Annotated in this window: 14 protein-coding genes and 1 tRNA gene; 2 read left to right on the top strand and 13 right to left on the bottom strand. The window is 39.3% G+C overall.

Features of this window, described 5'->3' with window-relative positions; all coding sequences use genetic code 11:
- Window positions 1-88 precede the first annotated feature (88 nt).
- From pnp to ACYVHJ_RS01335, 4 genes are all read right to left on the bottom strand, one after another.
- On the bottom strand, window positions 89-2224 hold the full coding sequence (gene pnp, locus ACYVHJ_RS01350; protein WP_460511868.1) for a polyribonucleotide nucleotidyltransferase: 2136 nt from the start codon (window positions 2222-2224) through the stop codon (window positions 89-91).
- A gap of 100 nt (window positions 2225-2324) precedes the next feature.
- A complete protein-coding gene (gene rpsO / locus ACYVHJ_RS01345; RefSeq protein ID WP_303612426.1) occupies window positions 2325-2600 on the bottom strand; it encodes a 30S ribosomal protein S15 in 276 nt (91 codons plus the stop codon).
- 63 nt (window positions 2601-2663) lie between these two features.
- Window positions 2664-4493, bottom strand: a complete 1830-nt coding sequence (locus ACYVHJ_RS01340) for an LptF/LptG family permease (RefSeq protein ID WP_460511865.1) — start codon at window positions 4491-4493, stop codon at window positions 2664-2666.
- A gap of 224 nt (window positions 4494-4717) precedes the next feature.
- Window positions 4718-5119 carry an START-like domain-containing protein gene (locus ACYVHJ_RS01335; protein WP_460512238.1) on the bottom strand — a complete coding sequence of 134 codons (402 nt, stop codon included), beginning with the start codon at window positions 5117-5119 and terminating at the stop codon, window positions 4718-4720.
- 93 nt (window positions 5120-5212) lie between these two features.
- On the opposite strand from ACYVHJ_RS01335, the gene ACYVHJ_RS01330 reads away from it, so the two are divergent.
- Window positions 5213-5289 (top strand) — tRNA-Met (locus tag ACYVHJ_RS01330).
- A 601-nt stretch (window positions 5290-5890) separates the two neighbouring features.
- Here ACYVHJ_RS01330 and rplT read toward each other — a convergent pair.
- From rplT to thrS, 4 genes are all read right to left on the bottom strand, one after another.
- Window positions 5891-6235, bottom strand: a complete 345-nt coding sequence (gene rplT, locus ACYVHJ_RS01325) for a 50S ribosomal protein L20 (RefSeq protein ID WP_014021145.1) — start codon at window positions 6233-6235, stop codon at window positions 5891-5893.
- Between the two features lie 94 nt (window positions 6236-6329).
- Window positions 6330-6524 carry a 50S ribosomal protein L35 gene (gene rpmI, locus ACYVHJ_RS01320; RefSeq protein WP_339903835.1) on the bottom strand — a complete coding sequence of 65 codons (195 nt, stop codon included), beginning with the start codon at window positions 6522-6524 and terminating at the stop codon, window positions 6330-6332.
- 22 nt (window positions 6525-6546) lie between these two features.
- Entirely contained in the window at window positions 6547-7098 is a 552-nt protein-coding gene (infC, locus tag ACYVHJ_RS01315; RefSeq protein WP_339903834.1) for a translation initiation factor IF-3, read from the bottom strand.
- 85 nt (window positions 7099-7183) lie between these two features.
- Entirely contained in the window at window positions 7184-9139 is a 1956-nt protein-coding gene (gene thrS / locus ACYVHJ_RS01310; RefSeq protein ID WP_460511862.1) for a threonine--tRNA ligase, read from the bottom strand.
- Between the two features lie 853 nt (window positions 9140-9992).
- On the opposite strand from thrS, the gene ACYVHJ_RS01305 reads away from it, so the two are divergent.
- Entirely contained in the window at window positions 9993-10409 is a 417-nt protein-coding gene (locus ACYVHJ_RS01305; RefSeq protein ID WP_460511859.1) for a DUF6157 family protein, read from the top strand.
- Window positions 10410-10497: 88 nt separating this feature from the next.
- On the opposite strand, the gene ACYVHJ_RS01300 is transcribed toward ACYVHJ_RS01305, so the two are convergent.
- The 5 genes from ACYVHJ_RS01300 to ACYVHJ_RS01280 all read right to left on the bottom strand — a co-directional run bounded on the left by ACYVHJ_RS01300 (window position 10498) and on the right by ACYVHJ_RS01280 (window position 18111).
- Window positions 10498-11190 (bottom strand): TrmH family RNA methyltransferase, encoded by a 693-nt coding sequence (locus ACYVHJ_RS01300; RefSeq protein ID WP_460511856.1) that lies wholly within the window; start codon window positions 11188-11190, stop codon window positions 10498-10500.
- An 11-nt stretch (window positions 11191-11201) separates the two neighbouring features.
- The gene (locus ACYVHJ_RS01295; RefSeq protein WP_460511854.1) at window positions 11202-13796 is read right to left on the bottom strand and encodes a DNA gyrase/topoisomerase IV subunit A; all 2595 of its coding nucleotides are present in this window, start codon (window positions 13794-13796) and stop codon (window positions 11202-11204) included.
- Window positions 13797-14000: 204 nt separating this feature from the next.
- Window positions 14001-15905, bottom strand: a complete 1905-nt coding sequence (locus ACYVHJ_RS01290) for a DNA topoisomerase IV subunit B (protein ID WP_460511852.1) — start codon at window positions 15903-15905, stop codon at window positions 14001-14003.
- Between the two features lie 19 nt (window positions 15906-15924).
- Window positions 15925-16422, bottom strand: coding sequence for a DNA topoisomerase IV (locus tag ACYVHJ_RS01285; protein ID WP_339904621.1), 498 nt, complete (start codon window positions 16420-16422; stop codon window positions 15925-15927).
- Between the two features lie 96 nt (window positions 16423-16518).
- Entirely contained in the window at window positions 16519-18111 is a 1593-nt protein-coding gene (locus ACYVHJ_RS01280) for a sialate O-acetylesterase (RefSeq protein WP_460511850.1), read from the bottom strand.
- Between the last annotated feature and the right edge of the window lie 63 nt (window positions 18112-18174).

The following is an 18174-nucleotide window of genomic DNA, read 5'->3' as shown; positions in this document are numbered from 1 at the left end:
ATTATTTTTTAACGCATTGATAACAGATGTTCCCTTAAAAATAGTTCATTTTATATTTCATGACCTATTAATTTAGAGAACTTCCAGCTTATTTGTCCTTTCTTTCAGGCTTAGGCAATAATGCTTTTCTAGACAATTTGTATTTTCCTGTCTTTTTATCTACATCTATTAACTTCACTGCAATTTCCTCGCCAGATTCCAGGACTCCATCCATGGATTCCAGTCTCTCCCACTTGATTTCAGAAATATGCAACAATCCATCTTTACCAGGCATAAACTCAATAAAGGCACCAAAAGGCATGATATTCTTCACTTTACCGGTATAAGTCTCTCCAATTTCCGGCTGCGCAACGATTGCTTTTATCCTGCCAATGGCAGCATCCATAGACTCCTGGTTATTTGAGAAAATATTGATTTTCCCAATATTATCCACCTCTTCTATAATGACAGTGGCTCCTGTATCTTTTTGAATTTCCTGGATAACTTTTCCTCCGGGACCGATAACTGCACCAATCAATTCCTTAGGAATCTGCATGTTATAAGATCTTGGGGTATGTGGCTTGAATTCAGGTCTTGCGGATGGCAAGGTTTTGTTGATTTCATCCAAAATATGTAACCTTCCTTTTCTGGCCTGATAAAGGGCCTCTTTCAATACTTCATAGTCCAAACCTTCTACTTTAAGGTCCATCTGGCAAGCCGTAATCCCCTTGGATGTACCTGTCACTTTGAAGTCCATATCTCCCAAGTGATCTTCATCACCCAAAATATCAGATAAAATAGTGTAATTTCCTGTCTCTGCATCAGAAATCATGCCCATGGCAATACCTGTAACTGGACTTTTGATGGCAATACCGGCATCCATTAGCGCCAATGATCCGGCACATACAGTAGCCATAGATGAGGAACCATTGGATTCCAAAATATCAGAAACAACCCGAATGGTATAAGGATTGTCTTCCGGTGCAGGCAACACTTTCTTAAGCGCGCGCATGGCAAGGTTACCATGACCTACTTCCCTTCTTCCCGGTCCTCTATTAGGTTTAACTTCCCCTGTACTGAAACCAGGAAAATTATAATGCAAAAAGAATTTGTTATACCCGGATAAAACTGCTCCATCTACCATTTGCTCATCAAGCTTTGTACCTAGGGTACATGTGGTAATGGATTGGGTTTCACCCCTGGTAAAAACTGCAGACCCATGAGCTGATGGCAAGTAATCCACTACAGACCATATTGGTCTGACCTCATCAGGCTCTCTGCCATCTAATCTCTTTTTCTCATTCAAGGTGAAATTTCTGGCAGCTTCTTTATGAACTTTACCGAAATACCTACCTATAAGGCTTTCGTCGTATTCGTGATCTTCACCCAGACTTTCTACAAATTTTTCTTTGATAGCCTTGACTAGTTCGGATCTCTCCGATTTGTTTGGGATCTGTCTGCTAACCACGTCATACAGACTATCGTACAAATCCTCTTTTATTTTAGCATGAAGTGCTTCGTCATTAACTTCATGGCTATAGGCCCTTTTTTCTTCTTTGCCTACAAGTTTGGTCAGTTCTTTTTGAACTTGACAGTGTTTTTTGATTTCTTCATGAGCGAACTGTAAGGCTTCGACCATTTCATCTTCAGAAACCTCATCTCCTTCACCCTCTACCATAAGGATGAATTCTTCAGAACCGGCTACAATCAACTCCAAAGAAGCCTTTTCTAATTCTGTTGGAGTAGGATTAATAAAAAGATTGCCATCAATCTTTGCTACCCTAACTTCCGAGATCGGTCCATTGAAAGGAATATCAGATACAGCAAGTGCTGCTGAAGCAGCAAGACCGGCAAGGCAGTCAGGTAAAACGTCTTCATCATAAGACATCAAAGTGATGCTTATGTTCGTGTCCGCATGGTAGTCATCCGGGAAAATAGGCCTAATGGCCCTATCTACCATCCTACTAATTAATATTTCGTAATCAGATAATCTTCCTTCTCTCTTCAAAAATCCTCCAGGTATTTTTCCTGAAGAAGCGAATTTCTCCTGATAATCAACAGACATAGGGAGAAAATCAACCCCCTCACCTGCTTCTTTTTTTGTTACTACGGTAGCTAGTAGTATAGCTTTGCCCATTTTAATTACAACAGCACCATCAGCTTGTTTGGCCAATGCACCTGTCTCTATGATTATTTCCCTACCATCTTCAAGAGTGATAGTTTTTGAAATTGTATTTGGTAACATATACTTTTGAGTATGTAAAGTGTATAGTTTTAAAAATAAGGCTTAATAACAGAAGGAAGTAAAAAAGTAAGGTCCCTTATATAAAGGAACCCTACAAGTATTATTTACGGATACCAAGGTCAGCAATTACATTCCTGTATCTCTCAATATCAATTTTAATAAGGTAATTCAGTAAACTTCTTCTTTTACCTACCAATTTCAATAGACCTTTTCTGCTTGAATGGTCCTTTTTGTTGGTCTTTAAGTGTTCCGTCAGGTGCTTAATCCTGTAAGTAAACAGGGCAATTTGTGACTCAGGAGACCCTGTATCACTTTCTGACTTCAACCGACCATGATTCTTGAATAGTTCTACTTTTTCTTCTTTCGCTAAATACATGCTTAGTCAAATATGATGTTAAATTTTTTAAAACAGAGCCAAAGGTAGCTGTTTTATTCCAAATTATAAAACATCTTCTTTTAACTTTTTTCTCCGGATCATTTTCTGGTATAATTTAACTATTTTTTCCCAAATTCCTTGGTAAAAATCGGGTTCAAATAATCTCGCATCTTTTCGGGCTTGCTTTAAAAAAAACAGACCGAACGGAATCAATGCCATATTGGAGAAAAAGGTTCCGAAAAGTGGATCTGACAAACCTTCCTTTGCCCATTTCTCTCCGGTGATTGTCAACATATAATAAATGATAAAAAAAATGATGGACAACAAAACCGGCATGCCTAGTCCGCCTTTCTTGATAATAGCTCCCAATGGCGCTCCAATCATGAACATTACGAAGCAAGCCAATGACTGGGTATACTTTTGGTACCAAGCAACAGTAAAATGCCTGTATTGCCTCATTACTTCATTGACTTGGGTTTTATTCTTAGTGAAATTGTTTTTAATGTTTCTTGCTGATGTGAGTCCTACAGAGGCCCGCGAGTGTCGGTATCTTGGCGTCGACAATAAAGAGTCCAGGCGCTTTTCTTGATCAGCAGATAAGGGCTGTATGACCTGCTTTTCGGTCTTTAAAGCACTGTTTTTATTGATTTCCCGCATGTCGGGTTTTTTATTAGTCTCCAAAACTTTGTCTAAGCTGTCTTTGGATTGAGCAAGGCTGTCACTTAATTCAGCCGAAGGTTTACTGCTTGCTCTTTGTGCCAGTTTAACAGTCTGAGCCTCTCTCTCACTTGAATCAATTGTTGTTGGGTTGCTTGTGTTTGTATCACCTGCAGCGGTAGGAGAAATGGGTGTTTCGGAAACTTCCGCCCCTGCCCGCTCTATGTTCACATCATTTTGAAGTAGGTCTTGTTCGGCCTGGTACTTTAAATTTTTAAGCGAGTCACTTTCCAGTTTTTTATCCAAGATATCCTTGGGCGGTGTCAGCTTCCGGGATCTACCAAAATAATTGTAAGAAGCCTCAGTGTTGGCATAGTTAAAAAAGTGAAAGTGATTGATTTCTCTTTCCATTGAGTCTAAGTCAACCCTTATTTCACTAATATTTTTTATGGATTTACTGTTGGACCAAAGTTTTTCATCCGTTCGATCCAATTCAAAAGCATCCAAATTAAAAACCATTTTATTGGTTTCAAATTGTGTTCTGCTAAAAGTCTGGGGAACCTTTCCCCCACCTCTTCTTCCTGTACCTTCCTGGTAACTGTTCCCATTATAAAGGGTCAACATTATGTAGCGATCGTTAAAGAAGGGTTCCATCCTACCTGAATCAGCAGTAATCATGTGAAGATTACCCTGTCCTGAAGTGTGGTCATAGATCAATACATCTTTGAGGCGCACTTCATCTAATTTATTGTTGACTTTGATGCTGTATCCCGGTATTCCGTTGTAAAACACCCCCTCCTTGATATCAAATGCCGGAGATTTCATCCGGATATCATACAACAAGCTAAAGGTTTTGAGATTTACACGAGGAACAATGTAATTATTGGATAGAAATGCCAATACGGTAACAATGGCTACAAAAACACCAATCGGAAGCATGGTACGGTTGAGGGAAATGCCGCTGCTCTTGATGGCTGTTAATTCAAAATGTTCTCCCAGGTTTCCAAATGTCATCAATGAAGAAAGCAATACAGCCAAAGGCAAGGCCATGGGAGAAATGCTTATTACAAAATAACCAATGAGTTCCATATAGACCATAAAAGGCAGGTCCTTACCAAAAATCTCATCAAAATATTTAAGCATATTCACCGTGAGCAAAATAAAATCTACCACGATAAAAGTAAGCAGAAAAGGACTGAGGAATGACCCCAATACTAGCTTATCTAATTTTTTCATTCAATGCTTTTACTTTTCATTTGCAAACACCAATCAGCCCATGCCATACAAGTGCCCATAGCCTTTAACGCTATTTGTACTTAAAACGGATGAAGAAGCCACTACTTATTTTTCAAGCTTTTTTCATCAACATTCAGCACCTGCTTGCTTTGCATTTAAACCGATGGGTTAAACCCTTGACAAAATTGAGCATATTATGTTAAAAATGATAATTAAAAGTCATTTTATCCACCAATAATCTCTTTAAGAGATCCTATCAAACCTTCCCAAATTGACTGCTGCTCTTGCTCATCAAAGGCGTCGCTATATTCTATTACACGCAGGTAAATGGTTTGGGTGAGTTCGTTTTCATCCAACTTAAATTCGATGAAGAAATGCTCGGTATCGAAATCTTCCTCCTCCTCAGGATCGAAAAATTCAAATTTCACATGATGATTGGTCCGCATAATAACTGCACGCGCATAATGATCTTCACCATCATAAATAAAATTATAAACTTTATCCTCATTAATTACTACATCATCGGCAAACCATTGTGACAATCCACTTGCTGTGCTTAAATATGGATAAATAATCTTTTTGGAGCTATTTATCTGATAATCTGAAACAAATTTGATTTTCTCCATGGCTTTTTTAATTCTTGTTGTAAAAAGTACAATATTTTTTAGGTACTTGATTTGCAATTCAAGGATTATACTCACATATTTGCATTCCCAATTGGCGAGGTAGCTCAGATGGTTAGAGCGCAGGATTCATAACCCTGAGGTCAGGGGTTCAACTCCCCTCCTCGCTACCAATTAAAAGGTCTCTTAGATTTAGAGACCTTTTTTTATGGCCCTCATTTTCTAAAACCTATCACACCATCCTCAAATTGGTCTACCCAATGTGGTAAAACACCCCTATTTTTATTAACTAAGGCTTAATTAAACAAAATAAGCCATATGACTTGCAAAAGATAGGTAAACCCTGAGTAATATAATGAAAATTTCAAAAAATAAACCTTTTTAAGTCCGGATTCTAAAGCTTGGGAATAATTATGCCGGGGAAATTAAGCTGAATATCAGTTTTATCCGAAGTATGGAAGAAATAAAAAAATCCGGCCTCCCCTCATTATTGAATGGGATTTGTTTGGATCGGGATTTAGCATCCAAACATTCAACTTCAGTCTTTTAAATCGTTTTTATTTAAAGACTGCAAGGGTTCATTTTTATTTAGGGTTAGCAATCTTAATAAATTTCATTAGCCAATTATTAAAAGTGAAGGAAAACATGAACGGCATAACCATTCCTTCTTATCGGTTTCCTTACTCCAGGCACCAATATTCAAGTCTTTTAGGGAATTTAGGCATAAAAAAAACCCTCCAAGGAGGGTTTTAAATTATATAGCTTAAAAGCTTCTTATTTTACTTTCTCAACGATGGCTTTGAAAGCTACCGGATGGTTCATTGCAAGATCTGCAAGGACCTTTCTATTAAGATCTATCTCCGCTTTTTTAAGCAATCCCATAAATTGAGAGTAGCTAATGCCATATTGTCTGGCTCCGGCGTTGATTCTTTGAATCCAAAGTGCTCTGAATTCTCTTTTCTTTACTTTTCTATCCCTGTAAGCATACTGAAGTCCTTTTTCATACTTGTTTTTTGCTACAGTCCAAACGTTTTTACCTCTTCCGAAGTAACCTTTGGTTGCTTTTAATACTTTTTTTCTCCTAGCTCTTGAAGCTACTGAATTGACCGATCTTGGCATTTTTTTTTAGTTTTTGACTTTTGGTGCTTTCAGTGTTTCTGAATAGACTTGTAAACCAAAGGTCTGGTGAATTAAATAACCTGATAATTTTTAATTAGATTCTAAGCATGTCTTTTACTCTGCCCTCATCTGACTCATGAACGACTCCCATTTTGGTAAGATTTCTCTTCCTTTTGGTAGACTTTTTAGTCAAAATGTGGCTTTTGAAAGCATGCTTCCTTCTTATCTTTCCAGACCCAGAAAGCTTGAACCTTTTCTTAGCACTTGATTTAGTTTTAACTTTTGGCATTACCGTATATATATTAGTTGAATTATTTCTTACCTGCTTTTGGAGAAACAAATATGTTCATTCTTTTCCCCTCCATTTTTGGCAATTGCTCCACCTGGCCATAGTCTTCTAGGGCCTGAGCGAATTTCAATAGAAGCATTTCCCCTCTTTCCTTAAAAACAATGGTACGACCAACAAAATGAACATATGCCTTTACTTTAGCACCATCTTTTAGAAAGTTGATGGCATGTTTCAATTTAAAATCGAAATCATGATCATCAGTATTGGGTCCAAACCTAATTTCCTTCACTACAGTTTTGGCAGCATTGGATTTGATCTCTTTTTGCTTTTTCTTTTGTTCATATTTGAACTTAGCATAATCGATCACCTTACATACCGGAGGTGCAGCGGAAGGAGAAATTTCAACGAGATCAAGTCCATTTTCCTCGGCCAATGCTACTGCTTTGTCAGTCGCCATAACCGCGTTTCCTCCCTCTACAAAATCTCCTACAACCCTGACCTCTCGGGCCCTAATTTTTTGATTTACTTTATATGGTTCCTCTTGTCTCGGAGTATAAGTTCTTTTTCCTCTCAAAATAGCTATGGTTGTTTTTTAAAGTTTCAGATTGCAAATATCTAATAATTTTTTAAATATTAAAAATCAACAAATTATATTCCTGTTATTTATTCAATGATTCCCTAATGATTCCCTGAAAGAAGTCCACAAATGCGCTCAATTCAAATGAGCCTATGTCTCCTTCCCCATGTTTTCTTAGTGATATTTTATTTTCTTCCTGCTCTTTTTCTCCTACAATCACCATAAAAGGAATCTTTTTCACTTCAGCATCCCTGATTTTCCGGCCAATCTTCTCATCTCTGTTGTCAATCTCGCCTGTTATATCGTTGTCTGCCAATAAAGCTTTAACCTTGGAGGCATAATCGGCATATTTTTCAGATATAGGTAAGATCACCAACTGCTCCGGTGCCAACCAAAGCGGGAAATTCCCAGCACAATGCTCAATTAATACTGCCACAAATCGTTCCAAAGATCCAAAAGGGGCCCTATGAATCATCACCGGCCTGTGTTTTTGATTGTCTGAACCGGTATATTCCAATTCAAACCGTTGGGGTAACTGATAATCTACCTGTATGGTTCCCAGTTGCCAACTTCTTCCCAAAGCATCTTTGACCATAAAATCCAGTTTCGGTCCATAAAAAGCTGCTTCACCTTTTTCAGTAACGGTATCCAAGCCTTTTTCTTCGGCTGCCTCTATGATGGCCTGCTCTGCCTTATTCCACGCTTCCTCATCCCCAATATATTTGTCCATATTTTCAGGATCTCTCAAAGAAATTTGAGCAGTATAATTATCAAAGCCCAGGGCTTTGAAAACATACAAGACCAAGTCTATTACCTTGATAAACTCTTCTTTTACCTGATCCTGTCTACAGAATATATGGGCATCATCTTGGGTAAAACCACGCACCCTGGTCAATCCATGCAACTCCCCGCTCTGCTCATACCGGTATACGGTACCAAACTCTGCATACCTTACCGGCAGGTCTTTATAAGACCGCGGTTTGTGTTTGTAAATCTCACAGTGATGGGGGCAGTTCATTGGTTTCAATAAAAACTCCTCCCCTTCATGTGGGGTAGCTATTGGCTGAAATGAATCCTTACCGTATTTCTCATAATGCCCGGAAGTTTCATACAATGCCTTGTGGCCAATATGTGGTGTGATTACCTGCTGATAACCTGTATGATCTTGTTCCTTCTTCAGAAAAGAAACCAACCGCTCACGCAATAAGGTACCCTTGGGCAACCACAAAGGCAAGCCTAAGCCAACTTTCTCTGAAAAAGTAAACAATTCCAATTCCCTGCCAAGTTTTCTATGGTCCCTTTTCTTTGCTTCTTCAAGCATATGAAGGTATTCTTTCAATTCCTTCGCCTTTGGAAAAGTTATGCCGTAAATACGGGTAAGCATTTTATTCTTCTCATCCCCTCTCCAATAGGCCCCGGCAATGTTCAGCAATTTAACGGCCTTAACAAATCCGGTGTGCGGAATATGAGGTCCTCTACACAGGTCTGTAAACCCTCCTTGCTCATAAAATGTAATGGTTCCGTCTTCCAACCTTTCAAGAAGGTCTAGTTTGTACTCATCCCCTTTCTCTTCATAATAGTCAACCGCCTCTTTCTTGGAAATGTCTCTTCTGACAAATTCATTCTTTTGACGAGCCAATTCAATCATCTTGGCTTCTATTTTCTCTAACTCCGCACCTTCCAGGGTTTTTCCTCCAAAATCTACATCGTAATAAAACCCATTTTCAATAGGAGGGCCTATTCCAAATTTAATACCGGGATATAAAGCTTCCAATGCCTCCGCCAACAAGTGGGCAGATGAATGCCAAAAGGTAGATTTCCCACCTTCATCTTTCCAGGTAAGCAACTCAATGCTTACATCTTGGTCAATCGGCCTGGTAGCATCCCAAATCTCACCATTGATTTTGGCCGCCAATACATTTCTGGCCAAACCTTCACTGATGCTTAATGCTATTTCTAAACTGTTTACTCCCTTTTCAAAAACCCTGACTGATTGATCAGGAAATGTTACTTTAATCTCATTACCACTACTTGACATGCATTCTTTTATTTATGATAAATCACCTTTACAAACAGGTGCTTTTAAACTCATTCTTCGCCAAAACCAGTGATTTTTTTACGATTATAGCGCAAGGCTTCAAAAGTAAAGCATTTTCCTGATTTATGAACTGCAAATATGCAAATTCAACGGGGTAAAAAAAAAGATTAGCCCTTGCATATCTTGACCATTTACTTCAGATTTTAGGAAAATAAAATTATTTTGACTCCTTCTACTAACCTCAGCTAGATTTAAATTGTCTTTACAAACGGCTCTCCCTCGTCACTGCGAACCCATTTGGGGCTTACTAAGATAAGAAAAAGTGAAACAGCCTCCTCTTGTTGGAGCTTCCCACGGTAGTGGTGAGGCATGGGTGTGACAGTCTCGCCGTTTTGTGATTTCTTCGACTTCAGCAACACATTTACTCGCAATAGTTACCGATGACTTTCTTATTTAGGTAATAAATATTTAATAAGTTAAAAACAATGATTGTCATTTCAATTGCTACGACATTAAAATATTAATTCCCGGAAAGATTATTTTTTTAATTATTTTAAAACGAACTCAGGTTACTATTCAGGGGCCATCGCCACTATCAGTTGTATCCAAACTAGAAACCATAATCTCCTTTATCAAAAAAACATTTCTACCAATCGTCTCAAAATAGAAGATAACAATTGTATTTAGGGCTTTTGAAAAACTTCTTCATTTTAAAAGAAATACCTACAATAATTGAATAAAAGATTGCATTGTCACCGATTAGAAGGCTTAAATGATTAAATTGAGCAGGTAACCATTTGGTTTTATGGTAGCGTAAGTTGGTCAATTAACGGCTTAACTATCCTTATAAAATATGAAAATTCATTCCACCAATTACCTTAACACTTTTATTGAAGTTGCAGCCGATTGCCAGGCAGAGATGGGGGAAATCCCTCCACTCAAGGGAAATAAAAAATCAGTTGCCAACTTGCAATATGAAATGATCAGCAAAAAACCTTACCAATTTACTTCAGATGAGTTGCTATTTGCTATTTACGCCTTGCGCAAAGACCTAAGCCAAGAGGAGTACCCCGAAGCCAAAAGCCATTTTTTTTCAAAAGGTCAAGCTTGCCTGAGAGCTTCTCCATTAACGAAAAGGTATGGTTTTGGAATCCATAGTAATAAAGATGGTAAAGTTGCGCTTTTCGGTAGAGAAACTAGGGAGTACAAAAAATTGATTGAGGACCACTCCATTACTAAAGTTAAGGCCATGCGGTCAAAAAAGGCCTAAGTCATCCAGATTTTTTGCAAGTTTTCATTCTGCCACTGCTTTCTTCAGAAATCAATTGTGCAAACAGCCTAAAAAAAGATGCCCTTCCTTATTTTCTATTTTGAAAGAATGACCGTTTATGGGCTGCTGAATGTTTGACAATCTCTTGGTACCAATGGTATTTTAATTTTAACTTTTCAGCTTCCTTTAAGGAATAATTATCAATTGGATGCCGGCCAATTTTTTCTTGAAGGGCATACAAGCAAATGGCAGCACTGACTGAAATATTAAAACTTTCAGTAAATCCTTTCATGGGTATATGCACCAAACCGTCTGCCGCATCCATGGCCGTTTGGCTTACCCCTTCATGCTCATTGCCAAAAATTAGAGCAAGTGGCTGATCTATTGCCAAATCACTCACCGGCAAACTACCTTCTCTAGGACTGGTGGCCAAAACTTTATAACCTTTGTGCTTGAGCTGTTGGATACAGTCCGCTGTTGCATTTCCCGATGCATCGTCATATTTGTGCAAATCTACCCATTGAGCAGCTCCTCGGGTCACATAGGGATTGATATCATAGCTATTATCCCCTTCAATGACATGGACATCCTGAATACCAAAGCAATCAGCCGTTCTTAGAACGGCTGAGGCATTGTGTGGTTTGTAAATATTTTCTAGAACTAGGGTAATGTACCGGGTCCTCTCTCCCAGTACTTTGTCTATTAAAGCTTTTTTATGGGGGGTGATAAATTCGGAAAGATAGGCTAAAAAAGCCAGTTCATCCTTGTCCAATTGCTCCATAGCGGCTTGGGTTAAAACAGCCCTAATTGTTCTTTGTCATCATCATCTCCGGAAGCATCTTTTGATTCTCCCGATCCATTGTCTTTTTCGGTGTTCTCCTTTTTCTTTTCCGGTTTGGCTGATTCCACCAAAGAAATGTTCATCACTTTATGGTTACTTAATCGATTACCGACAGATTTCCATCCTTTTACATCTATCAACATGTCCATGTCGTAAACCTTTTCTTCCACCTCTTTATCCAGCTTAAACTTTACTTTTACCTGAGGCTGTTTTTCTGTGGAGACTACGGTTAGCTTGGATTGCTTATGGTCTGAGATAAAGTTAAATTTCTTGTTTAAGGTAGAGGTTTCGATCACAAACCTTTTCACATAATGCATCTTGTGTACACCATCATAATATATGGATGACACCACGCTTTCAGGATCATATTTTTCGATCAGCAAAATGTTCTCAGGTTCATAGCGGTTGGTCAGTTCAAAGGTGGTCAATTCATAACTTCCATCTTTATAAAAGACCAACACTTTGTCTTCCCCTAAGAAATTACCGACAAAGTCACCTCTTTCATCTGTGTTTAGCCTACCTACAGATGGGTCAAAGTAAATGTCCAAACCACCTAAAGTGGACACGCCTTCCATTTTAAGCTGGATTTTTCTAACCGGGTATTTGGTGAGTATATTTCCTTTAGCCCCACGCCCTTTGATTTCCAGATCTTTAAAATCAAAATCAAATACCTTCACCCTTGCCTTGGCGCCTGCAGTAAGAAATACTGTCACAATTTCTGCTTCTCCATTGGCATTTGCTGTAAAGTACAGTACTTTGGACCCTTTGGTGCCTTTGGTAAGCACGTATTCTCTATCCCTTGTTACACTTAAAACCTGGAATCGCTTGATCATGGTTCTTCCTGATCCTCCATCCAGATAGATCAGGTTGTATACCATCCTTTCATCCCCTTTTCTGAAGACTGCCACATGGATAATGTCTTTACCTACAAACCCTTTGTCCTGAATTTTGGTGACCATACAGACACCATCTCTTCGGAAAACAATGATATCGTCCAGGTCTGAACACTCACAAACAAATTCATCTTTTTTCAAGCCGTAGCCTACAAATCCATCTGCCCTATTCACATAAAGTTTGGCATTGTTTGCTGCAACTATATTGGCTGCAATGGTATCAAAGGTTCTCGCTTCTGTTTTCCTTTCCCGGTCTTTTCCATATTTTTTCAGCAAATTGCTGTAGTACTGAATGGCATAATCGGTTAGGTTTTCCAGGTGGTGGTTCACTTCTTCGAGTTCCTCATTCAATTTACGCATCAGCTCATCTGCCTTGAAAGTATCAAACTTGGAAATACGTTTGATTTTAATTTCTGTCAAACGAATGATATCCTCCTTGGTGATTTCCCTGTAAAAATCAGGCTTAAAAGGCTCCAAGCCCTTGTCTATGGTTTCAAGAACAGCTTCCCAGGTTTCACACTCTTCAATGTCACGGTAAATCCTGTTTTCAATAAAAATCTTTTCAAGAGAAGAGAAAAGCAATTTCTCCATCAATTCACTTTTCCTGATTTCCAACTCCTGATTCAACAAATCCTTGGTTTGGAAGGTATTGTATTCCAATATCTTGTTAACGGAAAGGAAAACAGGTTTGTCATCAATAATTACACAGGCATTTGGTGAAATGCTAACCTCACAGTCTGTAAAAGCATACAAGGCATCAATGGTCATATTGGGTGACTGCCCCGGTGCCAACTGCACCATTATCTCTACATCCTTGGCGGTGTTGTCGACAACTTTTTTGATCTTTATCTTCCCTTTGTCATTGGCCTTAATGATCGACTCAATCAGGGAGTTGGTGGTGGTTCCGTAAGGAATTTCCTTAATCAACAGCGTTCTACTGTCATCCTCTTCTATTTTAGCGCGGACTTTAACTTTCCCTCCCCTAAGTCCTTCATTGTACTCAGAAAAATCGGCATAGCCTCCCATATTGAAATCGGGAAGAATATTCGTTTTCTTACCTTTAAGGATTTGGATGGAACCTTCTATTAACTCGCAAAAGTTATGCGGAAGGATTTTTGTACTCAAGCCCACAGCAATGCCTTCTACCCCTTGCGCCAGCAATAATGGAAACTTAACCGGAAGGGTAACCGGTTCTTTTTTTCTTCCATCGTAGGAAAGCTGCCATTCTGTAGTTTGAGGGTTAAAGACTACCTCAAGTGCAAACTTGGAAAGTCGGGCCTCGATATACCTAGCGGCTGCTGCTCCATCTCCTGTCCTTACATCCCCCCAGTTACCTTGGGTTTCTATCAGCAAGTCCTTTTGCCCTAAATTCACTATGGCATCACCAATGGAGGCATCACCATGAGGGTGGTACTGCATGGACTGCCCTATGATATTGGCCACTTTATTGAAACGGCCGTCATCCATTTCCTTCATGGCATGCATGATCCTGCGTTGCACAGGCTTAAACCCATCCTCTATAGCAGGGACTGCACGCTCCAAAATAACATAGGAAGCGTAATCCAAAAACCAATCTTGATACATTCCGGAAACAGGCACAACATTTTGTAAGCCTTCATCTCCATCCATTGGTAAATCTTTTTCTTCACTCATGAATTAACTTCATTTTTTACTTGAGTATTTGAGAACAATCTCAAAATACTTTAGCCCTTTTATAGGGTTGATTTTGTATGAAAATTTTTCCTGTCGGCCTCTATTCTTCCTTATACTGAGCGGAGTCTTAAGCAAAAACCCTAGACATTAGTACAAGCTATAGCTCAGCTAACTCGCGGGTAATTCAGGAGTAATAACCTTACTTTAGGCCACTTCCTTTTCTTCACTTTCTTCCCCGTTAGTCTTATCCTCTGCTCCCAGATCCAGGTCTTTTTCAACCTTCAGTCTATTAATAATAAACTCTTGTCTGGTAGGCGTATTTTTTCCCATATAAAAGCCTAACAAATCAGCAATTTTAGTTTCCTTGTTTAGGATAATGGGTTCCAAACGGATATTTTCACCGATAAAGCCACCAAATTCACTGGGAGAAATTTCTCCAAGCCCCTTAAATCGCGTAATCTCTGATGTTTTACCTAATTTATGAATGGCACGTTGACGCTCTTCATCAGAATAGCAATAAATGGTTTCTTTTTTGTTTCGCACCCTAAAAAGTGGGGTTTCAAGAATAAAAAGGTGTCCATTTTTCACCAAATCAGGGAAGAATTGTAGAAAATAGGTCATGATCAACAAGCGAATGTGCATCCCATCGACATCGGCATCAGTGGCAATGACTATTTTTCTATACCTCAATCCATCTATCCCATCTTCAATATTCAAGGCGTGTTGCAAGAGGTTAAATTCCTCATTTTCATACACCACTTTTTTGGTCATCCCAAAGCAATTGAGTGGCTTTCCTCTCAGAGAAAATACTGCTTGCGTCTGCACATTTCTTGACTTGGTGATTGATCCGGATGCGGAGTCACCCTCTGTAATAAAGAGCATGGTTTCATTCTTCTGTTCCTCCTTAGCCTTATTGTCATCATAATGAACCCTACAATCTCTCAATTTCTTATTGTGAAGATTGGCTTTTTTGGCCCTCTCATTGGCCAATTTCTTGATGCCTGAGATTTCTTTCCTTTCTCTCTCCGATTGAAGAATTCTCTTCAGTATAGCATTGGCAGTGTCCGGGTGTTTGTGCAAGTAATTGTCAAGTTCTACTTTTACAAAGTCATTGACAAATGTCCGCAAAGTAGGTCCATCAGGTCCTACACTGTGAGAGCCCAATTTGGTTTTGGTTTGGGACTCAAAAACAGGTTCCATCACCCTTACTGCAATGGAAGCCACCACACCTTGCCTTATATCCGCAGCATCATAATCTTTTTTGAAAAATTCCCTGACCGACCTAACAATAGACTCTCTAAATGCTGCCAAATGTGTTCCACCTTGAGTGGTAAACTGCCCATTGACAAAGGAGTAATACTCCTCACCATATTGGTTGGTATGGGTTAGGGCCATTTCGATATCATTGCCCTTAAGGTGTATGGTAGGATATCTTCTGCTATCATCATCCACCTTTCGGTCCAATAAGTCCAACAGGCCATTCTGAGAAAAATATTTGACCCCATTAAAATTAATGGTTAGCCCACTATTCAGGAAAGCATAATTCCAAATTTGGTTTTCAAGGTATTCCGGTATAAAATGGTAGTTCTTAAAGACCGAAGGATCCGGAGAAAAAACAATCTTGGTACCATTTCTTTCCGAGGTTTTGGCCACCGGACGATCTTCTACCAATTCTCCTTTATTAAATTCCGCAACTTTTGTTTGGCCTTCTCTAAAAGATTGAACCTTAAAATATTCTGATAAGGCATTCACTGCTTTGGTACCGACCCCATTTAATCCTACAGATTTTTGGAAGGCACCTGAGTCATATTTACCTCCCGTATTGATTTTGGAAACACAATCAATGACCTTCCCCAAGGGTATTCCCCTACCATAATCCCTGATTTCGACTTTGTGCTCACTGATCTTCACCTCAATGGTTCGACCATTTCCCATCATGTGCTCATCGATACTGTTGTCAAGGATTTCTTTTACCAAAACATAAATACCATCATCCTGCGCACTACCGTCTCCCAGCTTACCAATATACATACCCGGTCTTAATCGGATATGCTCTTTCCAATCGAGGGATTTTATACTATCTTCAGTGTATTGTACGTTTCCTGCCATATTTTAACTGTTTTCTGCCTTAAACTGTACCTGTTTTTACCTGTTTCATTTTGCCTACCAGTACTATAAATAAGCCTATCACCCATGCAGCCAGTAAAATGGGGACAAGGTAAAAGAAAACATTGTATTCAGTATTCCTAATCTCATTTTGATTGGTAAGGCTATGGATATAAAAGACCATTATACTCAGGCATAGGTTACCCACACCGATAAAGGAATATATCCATGCTAAAATCCGATCCCTATAACTATCTCCTACCGGAAAAAGCCTGTGTAGGGCATTGCTGCCTTTCATTTCTATCATTTTACCGGGTATCACCAATAGGACATTGTATACAAAAAACAGAATGACTGTAAAGTAAAAGAAGCTTTCCTTACTCACTTGCTTTACAGGCAATCCTTTGCTGTTTTGCTCGTAAGTGGCAAAGTCCGGCATGGAAGCATAAGCATACATAAAAACAAACAAAAACAATCCTATTGAAAGGAAGTAAAAGAATTTAGCAAAACGGGTGTACATAATTTTCTATTTAGCCAGCAAATATAAAAATTAATCCAGTACCAAAAGCGGAAAGTCCTCCGGCCTTTTTGAAAAGAAAATTCAAAGGCATGGTATTTACCTGAAATTCAGGATCCGATCCGCTTCATCTCCTATGCCATGAATGATTAATTTATCTTTCTCCACTGTGACAATAGCGCCAAGTGCAGGAGATTCAGCCTCCACCATGCCTAAAAAAGTCAGGTGGTGCATGCCGTTTTCATCCTTGTAATAGTTGCCGGCGTGATGGTGGCCTGAAAACCAAGCCACCATGGCTGGGGAATGGCCTATTCTGTCCAGCACTTCTTTGTGATTGAGTAAATGTAGCCCATTTTCCGGCAATAGCGGGTAATGACAAAACGCCACCACACGCTTTCCCTCCTCCTCTGCTTTATTGACCAAAGCTTCCATCCATTGCAATTGTTCCTCCCCTACGCCTCCATTCCAAGGCTTCACATTGTTTGCTCCTTCTGCTTCTAAACCTTCCATCATCATCAAAGCTTCCTCATGTTGGGTAGAACCTTCCGGATGTCCTTCCATGCTTATGTCCATTCCATTGACCATCATAAATACCATGTCTCCAACCTCTATGGAATGGTATCCATTTTCGTTCCCTACTTTTTTGCCTACTTTTTGTTTAAGGCTATCCGTTACTGAAAAATCATGATTTCCCCAAACATAATGAAGAGGAGCTTTACTCTCTTCTAAAATGGACAAAGGGGCATCGAAACTTTCAAAATTACGGTCTATTAAATCCCCCAGATGCACAGTAAATTTAAGGTCATAGGCGTTTAAAAAAGGAATGGTTCGTTTAAGGGTTTCCAAAGTCCCCCGGTAGTTTCGCTTTCCTGCAGTTTCAACGTCGGCATACTGTATGTCTGACAATACACCAAAAGAAAAACTCTTCCTACTATTTTTTGCTTCCATTAATTGTATCATTTGATCGGCATATCGCTCTCCTAATAAAACCTGACTCGGACTATCAAAGTGGGTACTATCGAAGGTAGTTGTTCCAAAAGAAAGGGCCAGTCCAGTATGAGGCATCAACTTCGGAAGGCTTAACAAAGTGTCATTAAGCGCCTTTCGGCTAATTTTGTCCTCTGACAATTGTCCGGCCACAAAAGGCAAATCGGGTAAATGGAGGCTGTCACGCAGGGCGGTAATCAAGTGACTTATTTTCCCCAAGTACTGATCGGCTTCCTTTACATCACCTTCGCCTTGATGCCAGATAATGCCTTTGATCTTACCACTTTCTGCAGCGAGTCTTGCACGAGAGATAATTTCTGAAAAGAACAAGGTTCCCGGCATCCATTCATCAATTACACTTCCTCCTTTGGCATTGACCACCAGACCAATTTTCTTATCCTGGTTGTAATCATGCATTTTTCTGGCAAAACCATAGGCAGGGCTTAGTCGTTGCATGCTCACCACTTTCCTAACTGTTGAATACAGGTTTAATGGATTGGTGGCCGGCAGCCATTCTTTTCCGGTAAAAAGAAAAACATCTTCTATCGGAGCTTCTAAATCCGCTATGATTTCTGCCCTCCCGGCCATGTTGGATTGACCTATGGCCAAATAAATATCCAAGCTATCAATCTCCTGAGCTTGGAGAATAAAAGTGATGGGCAATAAAAATGCTAGCAATAAGAACTTCTTTATAAGGACGGACATAAAGGTGAATGGATTTTTATAGAAAAAGATGTGCTAAGATTAAAAAAATTCCATTAAAATCAC

The sequence above is a fragment of the Cyclobacterium sediminis genome (assembly GCF_054781075.1).
The sequence above is the reverse complement of the archived record's forward strand: the minus strand, read 5'-3'. Positions and strand labels throughout refer to the sequence as shown.

Coding starts and splice junctions, on each gene's coding strand:
- pnp (WP_460511868.1), bottom strand. CDS start 2,224: ATGTTACCAAATACAATTTCAAAAACTATCACTCTTGAAGATGGTAGG.
- rpsO (WP_303612426.1), bottom strand. CDS start 2,600: ATGTATTTAGCGAAAGAAGAAAAAGTAGAACTATTCAAGAATCATGGT.
- ACYVHJ_RS01340 (WP_460511865.1), bottom strand. CDS start 4,493: ATGAAAAAATTAGATAAGCTAGTATTGGGGTCATTCCTCAGTCCTTTT.
- ACYVHJ_RS01335 (WP_460512238.1), bottom strand. CDS start 5,119: ATGGAGAAAATCAAATTTGTTTCAGATTATCAGATAAATAGCTCCAAA.
- rplT (WP_014021145.1), bottom strand. CDS start 6,235: ATGCCAAGATCGGTCAATTCAGTAGCTTCAAGAGCTAGGAGAAAAAAA.
- rpmI (WP_339903835.1), bottom strand. CDS start 6,524: ATGCCAAAAGTTAAAACTAAATCAAGTGCTAAGAAAAGGTTCAAGCTT.
- thrS (WP_460511862.1), bottom strand. CDS start 9,139: ATGTCAAGTAGTGGTAATGAGATTAAAGTAACATTTCCTGATCAATCA.
- ACYVHJ_RS01305 (WP_460511859.1), top strand. CDS start 9,993: ATGAAAATTCATTCCACCAATTACCTTAACACTTTTATTGAAGTTGCA.
- ACYVHJ_RS01300 (WP_460511856.1), bottom strand. CDS start 11,190: ATGGAGCAATTGGACAAGGATGAACTGGCTTTTTTAGCCTATCTTTCC.
- ACYVHJ_RS01295 (WP_460511854.1), bottom strand. CDS start 13,796: ATGAGTGAAGAAAAAGATTTACCAATGGATGGAGATGAAGGCTTACAA.
- ACYVHJ_RS01290 (WP_460511852.1), bottom strand. CDS start 15,905: ATGGCAGGAAACGTACAATACACTGAAGATAGTATAAAATCCCTCGAT.
- ACYVHJ_RS01285 (WP_339904621.1), bottom strand. CDS start 16,422: ATGTACACCCGTTTTGCTAAATTCTTTTACTTCCTTTCAATAGGATTG.
- ACYVHJ_RS01280 (WP_460511850.1), bottom strand. CDS start 18,111: ATGTCCGTCCTTATAAAGAAGTTCTTATTGCTAGCATTTTTATTGCCC.